15 protein-coding genes are annotated in these 17,115 nt (G+C 37.2%); 10 read left to right on the top strand and 5 right to left on the bottom strand.

The window, feature by feature from the left end; all coding sequences use genetic code 11:
- Positions 1–434 precede the first annotated feature (434 nt).
- Complete coding sequence (gene hflX / locus RVS70_RS16540) at positions 435–1,712, top strand: GTPase HflX (protein ID WP_318279915.1); 1,278 nt, start codon at positions 435–437, stop codon at positions 1,710–1,712.
- 377 nt (positions 1,713–2,089) lie between these two features.
- Here hflX and RVS70_RS16535 read toward each other — a convergent pair whose 3' ends face one another.
- Positions 2,090–2,521 carry an Rrf2 family transcriptional regulator gene (locus RVS70_RS16535; RefSeq protein ID WP_166530789.1) on the bottom strand — a complete coding sequence of 144 codons (432 nt, stop codon included), beginning with the start codon at positions 2,519–2,521 and terminating at the stop codon, positions 2,090–2,092.
- Positions 2,522–2,876: 355 nt separating this feature from the next.
- Positions 2,877–3,293, bottom strand: coding sequence for an Lrp/AsnC family transcriptional regulator (locus tag RVS70_RS16530; RefSeq protein WP_026679977.1), 417 nt, complete (start codon positions 3,291–3,293; stop codon positions 2,877–2,879).
- A gap of 141 nt (positions 3,294–3,434) precedes the next feature.
- Between RVS70_RS16530 and RVS70_RS16525 the strand changes: the two genes are divergently transcribed.
- The 3 genes from RVS70_RS16525 (at position 3,435) to RVS70_RS16515 (ending at position 6,508) form a co-directional block, all read left to right on the top strand.
- Complete coding sequence (locus RVS70_RS16525) at positions 3,435–4,016, top strand: DJ-1/PfpI family protein (RefSeq protein ID WP_026679976.1); 582 nt, start codon at positions 3,435–3,437, stop codon at positions 4,014–4,016.
- 828 nt (positions 4,017–4,844) lie between these two features.
- The gene (locus tag RVS70_RS16520) at positions 4,845–5,744 is read left to right on the top strand and encodes an NAD(P)/FAD-dependent oxidoreductase (RefSeq protein WP_321134089.1); all 900 of its coding nucleotides are present in this window, start codon (positions 4,845–4,847) and stop codon (positions 5,742–5,744) included.
- Between the two features lie 179 nt (positions 5,745–5,923).
- Entirely contained in the window at positions 5,924–6,508 is a 585-nt protein-coding gene (locus RVS70_RS16515; RefSeq protein WP_321134087.1) for a class I SAM-dependent methyltransferase, read from the top strand.
- Positions 6,509–6,788: 280 nt separating this feature from the next.
- On the opposite strand, the gene RVS70_RS16510 is transcribed toward RVS70_RS16515, so the two are convergent.
- The 3 genes from RVS70_RS16510 to RVS70_RS16500 all read right to left on the bottom strand — a co-directional run bounded on the left by RVS70_RS16510 (position 6,789) and on the right by RVS70_RS16500 (position 10,239).
- Positions 6,789–7,676, bottom strand: a complete 888-nt coding sequence (locus RVS70_RS16510) for an RNA polymerase sigma-70 factor (RefSeq protein WP_121604689.1) — start codon at positions 7,674–7,676, stop codon at positions 6,789–6,791.
- Positions 7,666–8,961, bottom strand: a complete 1,296-nt coding sequence (locus RVS70_RS16505; RefSeq protein WP_321134084.1) for a phytoene desaturase family protein — start codon at positions 8,959–8,961, stop codon at positions 7,666–7,668. Before RVS70_RS16505 ends, RVS70_RS16510 begins: the two co-directional genes overlap by 11 nt.
- Before the next feature lie 408 nt (positions 8,962–9,369).
- Positions 9,370–10,239 carry a LysR family transcriptional regulator gene (locus RVS70_RS16500; RefSeq protein ID WP_026679971.1) on the bottom strand — a complete coding sequence of 290 codons (870 nt, stop codon included), beginning with the start codon at positions 10,237–10,239 and terminating at the stop codon, positions 9,370–9,372.
- 163 nt (positions 10,240–10,402) lie between these two features.
- On the opposite strand from RVS70_RS16500, the gene mmgD reads away from it, so the two are divergent.
- The 6 genes from mmgD to RVS70_RS16470 all read left to right on the top strand — a co-directional run bounded on the left by mmgD (position 10,403) and on the right by RVS70_RS16470 (position 16,741).
- Positions 10,403–11,509 (top strand): citrate synthase, encoded by a 1,107-nt coding sequence (gene mmgD / locus RVS70_RS16495; RefSeq protein ID WP_121604691.1) that lies wholly within the window; start codon positions 10,403–10,405, stop codon positions 11,507–11,509.
- A 50-nt stretch (positions 11,510–11,559) separates the two neighbouring features.
- The gene (prpD, locus tag RVS70_RS16490) at positions 11,560–12,996 is read left to right on the top strand and encodes a 2-methylcitrate dehydratase (protein WP_321134082.1); all 1,437 of its coding nucleotides are present in this window, start codon (positions 11,560–11,562) and stop codon (positions 12,994–12,996) included.
- 17 nt (positions 12,997–13,013) lie between these two features.
- A complete protein-coding gene (gene prpB, locus RVS70_RS16485) occupies positions 13,014–13,916 on the top strand; it encodes a methylisocitrate lyase (protein ID WP_026679968.1) in 903 nt (300 codons plus the stop codon).
- A 545-nt stretch (positions 13,917–14,461) separates the two neighbouring features.
- Positions 14,462–15,277, top strand: a complete 816-nt coding sequence (locus RVS70_RS16480) for a glutamine ABC transporter substrate-binding protein (RefSeq protein ID WP_051388250.1) — start codon at positions 14,462–14,464, stop codon at positions 15,275–15,277.
- 82 nt (positions 15,278–15,359) lie between these two features.
- Positions 15,360–16,022 (top strand): amino acid ABC transporter permease, encoded by a 663-nt coding sequence (locus RVS70_RS16475; protein ID WP_026679966.1) that lies wholly within the window; start codon positions 15,360–15,362, stop codon positions 16,020–16,022.
- Positions 16,019–16,741, top strand: coding sequence for an amino acid ABC transporter ATP-binding protein (locus tag RVS70_RS16470; protein ID WP_321134080.1), 723 nt, complete (start codon positions 16,019–16,021; stop codon positions 16,739–16,741). Before RVS70_RS16475 ends, RVS70_RS16470 begins: the two co-directional genes overlap by 4 nt.
- Positions 16,742–17,115 lie beyond the last annotated feature (374 nt).

Here is a 17,115-nt window from a genome sequence, read left to right as displayed (position 1 = left end):
AAGTATTTACATTTCATCTGTATAATAAAGTTAACTTAAATGAACGGAGGTTTTCCTTGTGTATATTATCAGACTACGTTTCCAAGCTTTGAACCGTTAACTGAATATGGTCAAAGACTCTGCTTGTGTGTGGAGTAAATGGAATGGGTCTGTCTATTTTTAAGGAAGCCTTTGTTATACGGTGTTTTTGCCAAAGAGGGAACGATTCAACCCTCTTTTTGTCGTATTAAAAAATAGTCAGTACATGCAAATTAAATAGCTTTCTTGACCTTGACTGTTCATACAATATTTACTATTGTGGGTGAATTGTATTTTTTGTGTGAAACGAGCCAATAAGGATTTATGCATTTTTTGATTCCATCCATTTACTTTTCCATCACAGGTAGAAGACCTGTGATTTTTAATTTTAAGAGAGAATGGAAGGGAATGTTAATATGAAAAAAGCAATTAATGTAGGTGTAGATATTAAAAATCAATCGGAGGGTTTTGCGTATTCTATGGAGGAATTAGCAGGACTGGCCGCTGCACGTCATATCGAAGTAGTGGGAGAGCTAACGCAGAAGTTAGCTCGTATTCATAAAGCGCATTATCTTGGGAAAGGAAAAATCGAAGAATTGCATGAACTGATCCAGAGGAAGGATGCAGAGGTGATTATTGTTAATGATGAGTTGACAGCATCTCAAATACGTGTTCTTGAGGAAAAGCTGGGAATAGTCGTTAGTGACCGTACGATGTTAATTCTAGATATTTTTGCAGAACGGGCCAAAACAAGAGAAGCACAGCTACAAGTGGAAGTGGCAAGACTTGAGTACATGCTCCCACGCCTAATTGGTCAGAATGAAGATTTAGGTAGACAAGGTGGCGGAGTGGGATTAAATAATAGAGGGTCTGGAGAAACAAAGCTTGAGCTTGACCGTCGTAAGATTGAAGAGAAAATTGCAGTATTAAATAAAGAGCTAGAGGAGTTAGTGGCTCAGCGAGGCATACAGCGGAGGAAGCGTCAACAAAGTGGTCTTCCAGTTGTGTCCTTAGTCGGCTATACGAACGCTGGAAAATCAACTATTATGAATGCTATGGTTGAACAGTTTAACCCCTCTTCAAATAAACAGGTTTTTGAAAAAGATATGCTATTTGCGACATTGGAAACATCGGTAAGGAAGATTCCTATGCCTGCTAACAAATCCTTTCTGCTGACAGATACAGTAGGTTTTGTTAGTAAACTCCCTCATCATTTGGTAAAGGCATTCCGTTCTACTTTAGAGGAAGTGGTAGAAGCTGATTTAATTATTCATGTCGTTGATTATTCCGAACCGAATCATGAAAATTTAATGGAGGTTACGAAGCAAACACTATTGAGCTTAGGTGTTGAAAACGTTCCGATTATTTATGCTTTAAATAAAGGAGATATAATCGACGTAGACATACCAGCAGTAGAGGAGAATAAGGTATATCTTTCAGCAAAGCAAAGGGTTGGTATTCATGAATTAATAGAAGTAATTAATCGGGAGATCTTTAAAGATTTAATCCAATGCGAGATGCTTATTCCATTTGATCAGGGGCAGGTCGTAGCAAATCTAAACGAACAGGCAAATGTGATCACTACGAACTATGAAGAAAATGGCACACGCTTAACAGTAGAATGTACGCAGGCTTATATCACGCGGTACCAGCAGTATATTATCTCGCAAAACGGTAATCCCGAACGTGTTTAAGAGAAACATATTAAGATTAAAGATGGGTAAAGTCATTTGACGATGACTTTACCTATTAATCGTAGGAAGTGGAGTAGGTTCTAGAGAACAACGAACTACGCTATCTATGGAAGTAACGCAGAATCCTTTGGTGAGATCCGATAGTGCTAGCAAGAGGAACGAACCAATCCTAAACCATAGTTAGAGCTTCCTAACTTCATTTATCGAGCATATAACTGGCAATAATACCCTCGACTTCAAGCAATAAAGTGAAACCAATATGGATAAGTGGGAGGTCGACTGCCAGTAAATGTCTAATCAATGGGTTCCGTTAACAATCGTCGGGATAAACAATATCCCCAATTGATTGAAGGTTTACTTTATTTATGGTTGCAAAATTATTTATTAGCTCGTTCATTTATATAACGAACCATTTCATCATTTGCTTTATTGGCAATATCAATGAGGTACGTTTGGTCTAATTCGCTATTCATGTTTTGTTCTGCTTTCATCATCACATTTTCGATTAGACAATCTTCTTGATGATTTAACGAGCAATGAAATAGACTTGAATGACCTTCAATTGTTCTAATGACATCGAGAAATGAGATTTCGTTTTTTGGCTTAGAAATTTTATATCCACCATTGACACCTGGAGTTGACTCGATGAGCCCACCTTTAGCAAGCTTGGTTAAGATCTTCGAAAGATAGCTCGGAGAAAGCTTTTGTATTTCTGCTAAGGGCTGAACGCCGATTGTGCTACCCCTAGGTAAGAGGAGTAAATATACCATTGTGTGTAATGCATAATTTGTAGCCTTCGAATATTTCATTGTTTCCTCCTGTGCATATTGTAGTTATTATAGAGTTTCATTATCTACAAGTGATTTTAATCGTACCATTAAAATGGATGCTCCTCAACATGCACTATTCCAAATTTATGTCACATATAACTGGCGGTAAGCCTAATAAAGTCAAACCAATAAGGATAAGTGCGGGTTCGACTGCCAATAAATGTCTGATTGGTTCAAAGACCTTTAGGTCATACCCTTGTGGTACGAATAATCAGTGGAGAGATATACAAAACTCCAGCTGACTGGAGTTCCACTTTATTCTAAACATCTTTAAGATTTTAATGTTGTAGCCAAGCATTTGTTTATATAGAAAAGTAGGAATGTGTGTACCATCTTATAAAACTGAATTTTTTTGCTCAGACATTACAATATTTGTAGATGGTGTCCCATATGTCATAGATTGATCAATAAATTTTTCAAGGGTTTCTACTGATTGTGTTGCTACTTTAGCAATATAGCTGATTTCACCGGCAACTCGGTAGCATTCCAGTACATCAGGATGGTTGTAGCAAAATTGTGCCAGCCTCTTACAGTCGTTGGATTTAAATAATACAAGCGCAATAATGGAACGATTAAGCTTGTTTACATCAATCGATGTTTGATAGCCTGTAATAATTTGTTGATCTTCGAGTTTTTTAATGCGCTCAGCTACTGCAGGTGCAGATAGATGTACATGAGCAGCGACTTGTTTTGTGGTCATTTTTGCATTCTGCTCGAGCTGCTTTAAAATTTCATAATCGATGTGGTCCATAAATTCTCCTAATTATATAAAGTATTTAATTAAATTATCCACTAAAACAAAGGAAAATTCAACTAAATACCGTTCAATATCTATTTAAGTAGTCATGGAAATTAATTAAACTTAAGTGAAGAAATAAAGGAGGGACTTCTTATGAAAAAGGTATTATTATTACTTGCAGATGGCTTTGAGGCTTACGAAGCAAGTGTTTTTACAGATGTACTTGGTTGGAATCAATTAGAAGGTGATGGATCGACAGCCGTTACTTCAGTCGGGCTTCATCCAACGCTGCAAGCAACATGGAATTTTCAGGTTACACCAGAAAAGCTAGTTGAAGAAATTGATTTAACTGAATTTGATGCATTAGCAATTCCTGGAGGCTTTGAAGAAGCGAATTTTTATGTCGATGCTTTTAGTAAAACATTTCAAGAAATAATACAACATTTTAATGCACATCAAAAACCCATTGCCGCTATTTGTGTAGCTTCTTTAGCACTTGCGCATAGTGGGATTTTACACAATCGTCAGGCTACTACGTATAATTTTCCAACTAGCAAACGATTAGCGCAATTAGCTACATATGGTGTACAGGTATCCAAGGATCGAATTGTCGTTAATGAAAATATAATTACTTCATCTAATCCAGGAACTGCCATAGAGGTGGCGTTCATATTATTAGAGATGTTGACCTCTAAATCTAATGCAGCGAGAATTAAAGAACGAATGGGTTATTAATCTCTCCAGTATACAGAGAAACATATCTTTCGGGAACAGTGTATTAACATGAAGAAGCTTCTTTTCAGTTTAGGGCAGCGAATAATAGAAAACTTCTGCGGAAAAACGGGCGATTCCAGCCCCCACAGTGTGGTTTGCACGAGAAGACTTGGGCGTTCGCCTGCTCATATACAAAAAAGATTGTAGTAAACCAAGGTTTTATTTACAAGTTGAAGAGGCTGAGACAAAAGAACGAAGAAACAATAAAAAACGAAAAGATAATTTAGTTGAAATTAATTATCTTTTCGTTTTTTGATTAGAATCATTCCTTTAGCACCTGAAATAAGCGAAACTCCCGCGGGAACAGTACGAGTCCGAAGATTCACGTGGTAACGTGTTTTTCTTTACCAAGTTAGCTGTGGCCGTGCTCGTGGAAAGAGCTTTCTTTCCGGGGCACGGTTTTAGGTTCTTGGGAAAGCAAAGATCATTTCTGCGAGATCTTCAACTGGACTTTTCCCGTAGGATAAGGAAGGCCTTGAGAAGCGATCTTCTTTGTCAAAAAGTCTACGTATTTTGACTGCACCTCGTATGAACATTTATTTTATTATTCGGCTTTGGGGATAACGATTTTAATTTCATCCTAGATGAAAAATTCGTTTGCGTTTCATTTAATGGCGTGCTAGTATATAATACAAATTATAGATATTATATATCTATAATAGGTTTAATGGAGGGGGTAAAAGAAGCTGTGAACTACACAGCTAATGATCAGAAGAATTAAAGCTAAATTCGTAGCTATTTGTTTGTTGGTCAAGAAATAATCATAAAAAGGGAATGGGGATGATTTAGATGCTGTTAGACTGTATTGTTATCGGCGGAGGTCCAGCTGGGCTTAATGCCTCACTGATGCTTGGAAGGTCTAAGCGCAAAACGATTTTATTTGATGATAATAAACCGAGAAACGCCGTTACGAACGAGTCCCATGGCTTTATCACACGGGACGGTATTCATCCGTTAGAGTTCAAACAAATTGCACGAGAGGAATTAAGTAAGTATCCAAATGTTATCATCAAAAAACAACGTGTTTTACAGGTGGATAAAGATAAACAGGTATTCACAATCAAAGCAGATGACGGCGAGGTTTACAAAGCTAAAAAGATTATTTTAGCGACTGGACTGAAAGAAACCTTACCCAATATAGCTCAAGTAAATCAGTTTTATGGCACCAGTATATTTAGTTGTCCATTTTGTGATGGTTGGGAATTAAGGGATCGACCATTGGCTCTAATAGCTGAAAATAACAGAGCTTTCCATATGGCTAAAGTGGTCTTTAATTGGAGTAAAGATCTGATTGTATGTACAAATGGCAAGCAAATCCTTTCGGTGGAACAAAAAAATCAATTAAACAGCAAGGGCATTATCATATATGAGCAAGAAATTACCTCATTGCAAGGGGATCATGGGTATTTAAAAGGGATTACCTTTGCTGGTGGTGAGAGCATTACACGAGAAGGAGGATTTGTTACACCAGAATGGGAACAAGCGTCATCCATTGGTCGAGACTTAGACTGTGAATTCAACGATCAAGGAGGGATAAAAGTAGATCACTTTGGAAGAACAAATGTGGAAGGTGTATATGCAAGCGGGGACACGTTATTAGCTGGGGCAACTCAATTAATTATTGCTGCAGCAGAAGGTAGTAAAGCTGCATTAGGAGTCAATGCAGCGTTAATCGAAGAAGACTTCTAAAGCAGCATTGTCAGCAAATTTATTTCACATATAACTAGCAGTAATACCCCAAAGAGAAAGCAAAATTGGTAAGCGGGGGATAAACAAAAAACCAACTGGTTGACATTTCACTTTATAAGCTTTGTCAATATGGAATTGCTGAAGATTTTGTTTTCAGTGTTATATAAAGGAGGCTATGAATGAAGGAACACAAATGTAATTCGAAAGAAAAGGAAATTTTCACAAGAAAAATAGAATTTTTAGATGGATCTAAAAGGAGGGAGGACCTACCTCCAGAAAAGCTGTTGAATTTACTCCCAATGACGAGAACGGATACAATATTAGATTTAGGTGCAGGTACTGGATATTTAACACTTCCAGCAGCTAAAGAGGTTGACAGCCTTGTATACGCATTAGATAGAGATCCAAATATGTTAGAAATTATAAATACTAAAGCACAAAAGGAGAACCTTACAAATATTAAGGCTATGCAAGCGGACATTGATCATATTCGACTATCAAATGATTCTATAGGCATTGTCCTTGCTTCATTAGTATTACATGAGACGAAAACGATATCCAAAACGTTGCAGGAAATAAAACGTGTCCTTAAAGAATCTGGTTATTTTGTATGTGTTGAAATAGAGAAGCTAGATCATGTTAATGATGGTCCACCGAGAATTTCCTCATCAATAATGGAACAAGAAATAACAAATGCTGGAATGGATATAATACAAAAATTCTTTCCAACAGACTCTTTATATGTCTTTATTGCCAGGAAATAACCTGCTTATTTATTTTTTTGGATTGATTATAGATATTAAAGATATTTAAAGTCTTTAAATAATGACATGTCCGTTAAATCGTGTCGCGTATAATGGAAGAGTGATCATTAAGTATAAATGTTCGATAGATCTTTACACGCTGATAGTAATCTTAAAAAAATCTGCCCATGGGAAAGCTTGCTTCTAGGGCAGATTTTTGTATGGAGTTTGTAAAGTATTAGGTTTGCACGCTTTGGGAATAGAGTGATGCCTTTAGGTCATACCCTTGTAGTACTACCAATCAGCGGGTAAACAAAACCCCTGCGGATTGAAGTTTCAATTTATCAGGATTCATCGTTATATAAATTTCTTTAATTGTACGATGAAGAATATAGAAACTGACCGTACTATGAATGGTACCATTCATATAATTGATGAGAGAGGGCTGGCCATTAACGCTTCTGATTTCGTAGTAATAGTCTTCTGCGGTCTTTTTTCTTATACCAATTAAAAATGCTAAAACCTTCGTACGTGTTCGAATTGGACGAACAGCGGCTTTGACTTTCCCTCCACCATCTGAATACAAGGTAACTTTATCCGATACTAGCTCAAGCAGTTCACTCGTATTTTGTATGTGGAAGGCTTTGAGAAAACGGTTGACAACGTCTTTATTTCTCTCATAATGTAAGCTTTCGTTCTCTACAATTGAGATTTTTTGCTTTGAACGGCTATATAGTTTTCTGCAGTTATCCTCCGTCTTTTCTACGATGGTAGAAATCTCTCGATAAGAAAAGTCAAATACCTCACGCAATAGTAAAACGGCTCGTTCGTGAGGAGACAGCTGCTCCATCATTCGTAAATAAGCAATACTTAATCCTTCTTTTTGTAGTAGAGCTTCTGAGGGGTGATCGTGCATGTCACTAAAAAAGAATAAAGGCTCAGGGTTCCATGGCCCAATATACACTTCTCGTCTTTTTTTTGCAGATTTTAAAAAATCCAGACAACGGTTGGTCATCATTTTACAAAGATAAGCTTTTTTGTTTTCAATCTTCTGATCTTTGATTTGATAGGCACGTAGGAAGGTTTCCTGTACAATATCCTCCGTATCTACAACTGAACCTAGCATTCGGTAACCTAATGAAAATAACAAAGGTTGATAGAGTCGATACGCTTCATTATTAAGTTGCATGAGATGACCTTCCTTCTTTTTGCATAATTTCAATGGCTGCTTTTTTTCCGCTCTCAACAGCACCCTCTGATAGTATAGAATCTGGTGATGCCCAGTCACCAGCAATAAATAACCCGGAAATATGAGTTTCAGATTGGCAGAAATTTTTCCTTTCCCCAACTTGAGGTAGACGGTAATTTACGGTTATTTGCGGTAGAAACCTACGTGCCACTTCATATTCTTGCCAGCCTGGTTGTATTTTGTTTAAGAACGCTTCAAGGTGAGTTTGCTCTTGTCTCCCAAATATCCTTTCATCTGGATGATGGTATTTAAGAACGTGAAGGATTGTACACTGTCCACTTTGGGAAAGCCTAGCATATTTTGAATGAACAGAATAATAGTAGGGGGTTGTTATTCCCATAGCAAATAATTGTTTTGGCTTAGGTAGTTTCTCTAATGCAACATCTAAAGTTGCAGCTTTTACGGGTACGATTTCTTCTAGGAAATTTCTTTGGAGATAGGGGAATGATTCGGCTATTACGTTGTTTAAATTATCTGGTGCTCCTGTATAGAGTACGTGTTTCGTTTGAAGACAATCCCCATTGGACAGCGTTAACTGAAATTGATCAGATTTATTTTTGACAATTTGCTTCATGTTTGACTTTGTTTGGATTTCCACTCCTGAGATAACTGCTTGATTATGAAGTTGATCAATCATTGTTTGCCATCCGCCATCTAAATAAGTGACACCTCCTATAGCATACTGGATATGAGAGATAACAACATATGCGCTAACTTTATGAGGAGCATGGCAGTATGTTGCTAATCTGCCTATAATATAAAGTAATGAGCGGACTTTCTCTGAATTGGTAGATTGGTGAACCCATTCGTGGAAAGTCTTGGTGTCTAATTCATCACGGTTGGAATTTTTTATTTTTATCAATATAGACACCCATTCCTTGCGCTCTTTCCAATTCAAAAAAGTGGTCTTGAAGAGTCCAAGTGGGGAGAATGGCGCTACATATTTCGTATTATTTTCAATTAAGATACCACCTAGTTTTGGCGTGTTTCCTTCAAGCGTAATGTTTAATTCCTCTAATATAGTTCGGGCCATTCCTTTTTTATAAAGAGCATGAGGGCCTAAATTAAATAATTGATGATTGATTATATCTGTTCTTGCACGTCCTCCAACCTGCTTTGCTTTCTCTAACAGTAACACGTTCAAAGGTGTTTTAGCTAAAAAATTGGCCGCTACGTAGCCTGCTAATCCTCCTCCAACAATAACAACATCCCATTTTTGAACCATGAAATAACCTCCTATTATCTCTTTTTATCCCGCATATAACTGGCAGTAAGCCTTTACTTTCAAGCAATAAAGTGAAACCAATATGGATAAGTGTGGGAACAGCTGCCAGCTAAATGTCCGATTAGTTCTAGGGCCTTTAGGCCATACCCTTGTGGTACTAACCATTCGTAGGAGATAAAAAAATTCCCACGGATTGAAGTATCACCTTATAATTCAAGACGATAATGAAGAGATATTTGTGACAGAGAGTAATTTGTTGTTTTATTCGTAAGCGGATTAGAATGATACTGCGTAGTGACAAAAAACAGATTGATTTTAAGTGTTGCAATGTAATATGGTATGAATAAGTAGTATTTAAGTAATCCATTCAAATGCTTTTTAGCTACGATGTTTGATAGCTTATCTGACTTATAATGCCTTTACATCCAGTGTTTGAATAAAACGAACAAAGGCATGAACGATGTTCAACTGTAATGTATCCTCATGATAATACATCCATGTTTTTCGAGTGATTGCTTTACCTGAAGGATGCTGTAACGGTTTGATAATTAGTTCTGGGTAGGGGCGGACAACTAAATTAGCTAAAATCGCATAGCCTAATCCATTAATAATCATTTCTTTACATGTTTCGACTTGACTAACTTGAATATTTATATTTGGCGTTTGTTTGTAATTGCTATACCACCATTGATCTACAATGCTTCTCATTTTTTCATCTGTATAATAGTCAATTCGTGGTAAATCAGGGAGATCTTTCCATGTAAAATCCCATGGTGAGGCAATACAAATTTCTTCCTCATAAAGCAGGTCTTTGTTTTCGTTCCACACATAATCACCTTTGATAAAACCAATGTGGACATCATTATTGAGGATCAGCCGATGCATTTCGCTACTCCAGCCAGTGACTACTTGAAATTCAACATTCGGATAGCTTTGCTTAAATAATCGTAGTAATTTTGGCATTTTATTTAAAGCAAAAAAGTTAGAAACGCCAACTCTAATCGTACCAGCTACTTGTTCCTTCATATTATGTAGCCGCTCTTCAATTTTTCGCTGTTCATAAAGCATTTTCTTGGCATGCTGTGCTAATTGCTCCCCTTCAGGTGTAAAGGTGATTCCTCTTTGCTTTCGAATAATTAGTTGCACACCATAATAGTTTTCGAGTTTTTTTAATCGAGATGTTAGCGTAGGCTGTGATAAGAACAGGCGATGTGCCGCTTGAGTAATATTTTCTGTAGCATATAAGGTTGCAAGCATTTCCCAATCCTGTATTTTCATTTCAGAATCTCTCCTAATTTTATGCTTGATATAGAAAAAAATTATGGCTAATAATTAAAATTATATATTTTTCTAATTTTCATTTCAATTTTATAATAGAACTATAGAATATAATGAAATTACTGAACTATTAAACAATGAATTATCTTAAAGGAGGATGTATATGAGTACGAAAGAAAAGTATGTTCCGGGTTTAGATGGGGTAATAGCTTCAGAAACTGCTATTTCCTTCCTTGATACAGAACAGGAAAAAATAATTATTCGTGGCCATGAACTGATAGAACTATCTAAGAGTAATGATTACATTGATATTGTGCATCTCCTGCTTAATGGTACGCTTCCCGATTCAACAGAGAAGTTAGTATTGGAAAAGGAATTAACAACGAATTACGATATACCGACTGATGTGATGAAGCTATTAGCTTTATTACCAAAACAAACACATCCAATGGATGGATTACGGACAGGTTTGTCAGCGCTTTCTGGGTATGATGAGGATATAGAAAATCGGTCCCTAGAAGCAAATAAGCGTAGGGCATATGCGTTATTAGGTAATCTTCCTGCGATTACTGTAAATAGTTACCGGCTAATCCATGGCCAAGAAGCAGTTCAGCCGAACCAAGAGCTTTCGTATAGTGCTAACTTCTTGTATATGATTACAGGGGAAGAACCAGAAGCTTGGGAGGCAGAGATTTTTGATCGCTCGCTTCTATTATATAGTGAGCATGAAATGCCTAATTCAACATTTACTGCAAGGGTTATAGCCTCAACAAATTCTGATTTATATGGTGCATTGACTGGTGGCGTTGCTTCTTTGAAGGGAAATCTTCACGGAGGGGCAAATGAAGCAGTTATGTACATGTTAAATGAGGCAAAGTCTGTTGGAGAATTCGAAGAACTACTACAGAAAAAGCTGATGAAAAAAGAAAAGATTATGGGATTTGGACATCGAGTATATATGAAAAAAATGGACCCAAGAGCATTAGTAATGAAGGAATCTCTAAAACAGTTATGCGATAAAAAAGGGGATTCATTGCTACTTGAAATGTGTGAAGCTGGTGAGAAGGTAATGCGAGAAGAAAAAGGGCTATACCCTAATTTGGATTACTATGCTGCCCCAGTGTATTGGATGTTAGGAATACCTATAGGGTTATATACTCCGATTTTCTTTAGTGCGCGGACGGCTGGTTTAGCTGCACATGTTATTGAACAGCATAATAATAATCGTTTATTCCGTCCTCGTGTAAATTATATTGGAGAAAGTTATTAAGAAGGTTATCGATTAATACTAGCTATCAGTGAGAGAAAGGGAGAAAATTCATGTTGAAAGTTGATGAACAGAAGAAAACGGATGCACTTTTAGAGGAAATTGCTGAATATGTATTAAATAAAGAGATTACGAGCGAGGAAGCTTATTCAACCGCTCATTATGTATTTATTGATACGATTGGTTGTGGGATCCTTGCGTTAAACTACCCAGAATGCACCAAGCATTTAGGACCTATCGTACCTGGAACAGTTGTCCCAAATGGCACAAGGGTACCAGGAACCTCTCATGTTCTTGATCCGGTTCAAGGCGCATTCAATATTGGAACGATCATTCGTTGGTTAGATTATAATGATACATGGTTAGCAGCAGAATGGGGGCATCCTTCTGACAACTTAGGTGGAATACTTGCAGTTGCAGACTTTGTAAGTCAAGAGCGACTAGCTAAAGGACAGGAACCATTAAACGTTCATGATGTATTGGAAGCAATGATTAAAGCTCATGAAATTCAAGGCGTACTGGCATTAGAAAACAGCTTGAACCGCGTTGGACTTGACCACGTAATGTTTGTAAAGATTGCTACAACAGCGGTTGTCACGAAGATGCTTGGTGGAAATCGTGAAGAGATCATTAATGCATTATCTAATGCATGGATTGACAATTCAAGCTTACGTACTTATCGCCATGCGCCAAATACTGGTTCTCGGAAATCTTGGGCTGCAGGGGATGCAACCAGTCGAGCAGTTCGTCTAGCAATGATGGCTGTAAAGGGAGAAATGGGATATAAGACTGCTCTCAGTGCTCCTGGTTGGGGCTTTCAAGATGTGCTGTTTAATAAGCAAGAGCTAACTGTTAAACAACCATTCGATAGCTATGTGATGGAAAATGTATTATTTAAAGTATCGTATCCCGCTGAATTTCATGCCCAAACGGCGGCTGAAGCAGCTGTAAAGCTACATCCAGAAGTGAAGGGGCGCATCGACGAGATTGATCACATTACTATTACGACCCATGAATCTGCAATTCGTATAATTGACAAAAAAGGTCCTTTAAACAACCCGGCTGACCGTGACCATTGCCTTCAATATATAACTGCCATCGGTTTATTAAAAGGGAATATTGTTGCAGAAGACTATGAAGATGACGTTGCAGCTGATCCTCGAGTAGATATGTTACGTGAAAAAATGGTAGTTTCCGAGAACGAAAATTATTCTAAAGATTATTTAGATCCTAACAAGCGATCCATAGCAAATGCTGTTCAAGTACATTTTAAGGATGGAACTTCGACAGAACAAGTGGATTGTGAATACCCATTAGGACATCGTTTCCGTAGAGAAGAAGCGGTGCCAAAAATTCTCGAAAAATATGCCCAAAACATGGCAACACAATATGCTAGCAAGCAATTAAAGCAGATTGAAGCTGTGAGCTATGATTATAAAAAGCTTACTGCCATGAATGTTAATGAATTTATGGAATTATTGGTGAAGTAAGAAGGAGGACATCACGTATGGCATGGATTGTCGATCAACCAAAAACACAGATAGAACTTGCTAATCAATTCAAGGAATTGATGCAAGCAGAATCGATTTTACAAATTCCTGGAGCACATGATGCAATGGCAGCACTTGTTGCTAAAGATGCTGGCTTCTCTGCCTTATACTTATCAGGAGGAGCATATACAGCAAGTAAAGGATTACCTGATCTTGGTATGGTTACTTCCACAGAGATAGCGGATAGGGCACGAGACCTCATCCGTGCTACGAATTTACCTGTGCTCGTTGATATTGATACAGGATTTGGTGGTGTGTTGAATGTTGCGCGAACTGCACAAGAAATGTTTGAGGCAAATGTAGCTGCAGTTCAAATTGAAGATCAACAGTTACCCAAAAAGTGTGGTCATTTAAATGGAAAACAGCTAGTAACCAAGGAAGAAATGGAACAGAAAATACAAGCGATTAAAAAGGTAGCACCATCTTTAGTAATTGTTGCAAGGACAGATGCGCGAGCAAATGAAGGATTGGATGCAGCAATTGAAAGAGCAGAGGCTTATATTCATGCAGGTGCAGATGCGATTTTCCCTGAGGCACTACAAACAGATGAAGAATTCCGCTTGTTTGCTGAAAGAATAAGTGTACCTTTATTAGCGAATATGACCGAGTTTGGGAAAACGCCTTATATAACAGCTGATGAGTTTCAGCGTATGGGCTTTAAGATGGTGATATATCCAGTTACTTCTTTAAGGGTGGCAGCAAAGGCATATGAACGTATCTTTCAATTAATTAAAGAAGAAGGAACACAAAAAGATGGTGTGAACGACATGCAAACAAGAAAGGAATTATATGAAACCATTTCATATCATGACTTTGAAGATTTAGATAAGAAAATCGCTAAAACTGTATTAGGAGAATAATGAAACAATAGAAAAGGCTATTTGACGTGTAATAATTACTCGTTGGATAGCCTTTCATTTTTAAAATATTGTATAGCTTATATGGGTAAATATAGGTTCTGTAATTATATAAAGCAATAGAGAATGATAGCTCGTCATACAAACACTAAGGGGATTTATCCCACATATAACTGGCAGTAATCCCCCCATTTTCAGCAATAAAATGAAGCCAATATGGGTAAGTGTCAATGGACTGCTAGTAAATATCCGATTGGTTCAAAGGCCTTTAGGTCATACCTTTGTGGTACGAACAATCAGTATGGGATAAGCAAACCACTAACTGATTGAAGTTTTACTTTATATACGTAGGTATGAATTTTTTAATGTATTGCAGTATTTGCAAGCTATTTCTACTATACATACGCATTTTCTGACTATTATCACGAGATGTTACATGAGGCGATTTCTTTCGACGTTATCCCTAAATTTAGAATTTTTTAAAAAATCTTATCTTTGATACTATGAATAAGTGGCAGTCATTTTTTACTAACTGAGGGGGATTATTCATGAATAGTAGCAGACTGAAGCAACTTAGCATCCTTTTCGTAATGCTAGGGATTATTAGTTTATTAGTAGCCTGTGGCTCTTCTGAAGGAGATGCAGAAAAAGAAGGCGATAGTTCTAAAAATGCTGATGAGAGTGGTTTAAAAGATACATATACAGTAGCAAGTGATACTTCGTTCGTGCCATTTGAATTTAAGGAAGATGGTGAATATGTAGGTTTTGATATTGAACTAATTAAGGCAATTGCTGATGAAGTTGGATTTGAAATAGAATTAGAAACAACCAATTTCGATGGTATTATCCCTGGTCTACAAACTGGTTCCTTTGATATTGCAGTCGCTGGTATTAGTATAAAGGAAGACCGAAAAAAGAAGGTTGACTTTAGTGATCCATACTATCAGTCAGGTTTAGCAATTGGGGTCAGCAGTGATAATGATTCCATAAAAAGTATGGAAGACCTTGAGGGGAAAACTATAGCAACTAGACTTGGTTCTACTAGTGCTACGTATATTAATGAAAATATTAAAAATGCGAAGGCAAGTCAATTTGAACAGTTAGACCAAGCATATTTGGCGGTAGAAAATGGTAGTGCGGATGCTATTTTATATGATGCACCAAATGTTAATTATTATATCAAGACAAAGGGAGATAACCTAAAGGTTGTAGGTGATCTTTACCAAGCAGAAGATTATGGTATAGCTATTTCTAAAGGACAGGGAGAGTTAGTTACAGCGATTAATGATGCACTTGCAACGCTGAAGGAAAATGGGAAATACGATGAAATTTATGAAAAATGGTTCGGTAAAAAGCCAGAATAACTAAACAAAGAAGTAGAGAAAAACTAAGGCTTATACTTCGCTGTAGGTCTTAGTTTTTCTCTGACAGTGAGGTGAGACGAAGGTGGCAGTTGAATTTAATTGGCTTCAAGTAATCGACTTTCTCCCGGAATTAGTTACAGGGTTATATTATACATTATTGATTTCTGTTGTTGGCTTAGCCATTGGTTTTATATTGGGTGGGGTATTCGGTCTAGGTAGAATAGCTAATAATAAGGTTATAAAGGGGATATCTACTGTATATGTGGAAATCATTCGAGGTACGCCGGTATTAGTACAGGCTATTTGGATTTATTTTGCGCTTCCACTAATTATCGGATTTGAAATTGAATCTATCATTGCCGGTATTATTGTAATTGCCCTAAATTCAGGTGCATATATTGCAGAAATTGTCAGAGGTGCTGTGCAATCAATTGATAGAGGGCAGGCAGAGGCAGGACGTTCTCTCGGCTTAAATCATAGTCAAACAATGCGTTATATTATCTGGCCTCAGGCTTTCAAACGAATGATCCCACCATTAGGAAACCAATTTATTATTAGTATAAAGGATACGTCGCTCCTATCCGTCATTCTAGTTCCAGAATTAATTTTTCAAGGGAGACTGATCGCTGCGAATCATTTTAATGCCGTAGAGATATACACTACAGTTGCTGTATTTTATCTTGCTATTACACTTACATTATCCTTTATTCTAAGAGTCATTGAAAGGAGACTAGATATTCAATGATTGAGGTAAAAGATTTGCATAAAAGCTTTGGCAAAAACAAAGTATTAAAAGGGATCAATTGTGAAATCCAACCATCTGAGGTCGTCTGTATAATTGGACCAAGTGGATCAGGAAAAAGCACCTTCCTTCGTTGTCTAAATATGCTTGAGTCAATAACGAAAGGGGACGTTATCGTTGATGGTAACCACTTAAATGACCCAAAGGTAAACATAAATCTGGTACGTACGGAAGTAGGAATGGTTTTCCAGCAATTTAATCTATTCCCTCATAAAAAAGTTATTGAGAACTTAATGCTTGCTCCTTGTAAAGTACGGCATTTAAGTACAAAAGAAGCAAGGAATCGAGCAATGAAGCTATTAGAGAAGGTTGGTTTAGCTGATAAGGCTGACCAATATCCACAGCAGTTATCTGGTGGGCAGCAACAGCGGGTTGCGATTGCTCGGGCACTAGCAATGGAGCCAAAAATGATGCTATTTGACGAACCAACTTCTGCATTAGACCCTGAATTGGTGGGAGAAGTACTAGAAGTTATGAAACAACTTGCTAAAGAAGGAATGACGATGTTCGTCGTAACACATGAAATGGGATTCGCTAGAGAAGTTGGTGATCGTGTTATCTTTATGGATGATGGTGTTATTGTCGAAGAAGGAGAACCAGACCAAATCTTTACCAATCCTCAATCTGATCGAACGAAGGAATTTTTAAATAAAATATTGTAGCATGAAAAACGTATTGAGTATTACTCAGTACGTTTTTCTCGTAGTCTAGGAAAAATTATAAAATTATCCCATGTAGATAAATATGAGCGTGTAAAGCCGCGTCAAGCGCAAGCGCCCAGAAGCTAGGCGACTTCACAGATCGCCCTAAGCTAAATTATCATCGGCTCGCAAGCTCACCGTAATTCCTTTATCTTCGTTGACTCGCTCCAGTCGCTCCGTTTCTAATCAGGCGCTTGCGCTTTTGTTCAAAGATAAGAAAGTATAAAAATTTGGCTATACCAGAGTGTTTCTTACTGTGGTATTTTAAGTATATGGAAAAAAACATCTTGAAACGAATCTTTTTTGATAAACATCAACATTGGGAAGCATTTAAG

The sequence above is a fragment of the Virgibacillus sp. M23 genome, from assembly GCF_034190895.1.
GTDB lineage: Bacteria > Bacillota > Bacilli > Bacillales > Amphibacillaceae > Virgibacillus > Virgibacillus salarius.
The sequence above is the reverse complement of the archived record's forward strand: the minus strand, read 5'-3'. Positions and strand labels throughout refer to the sequence as shown.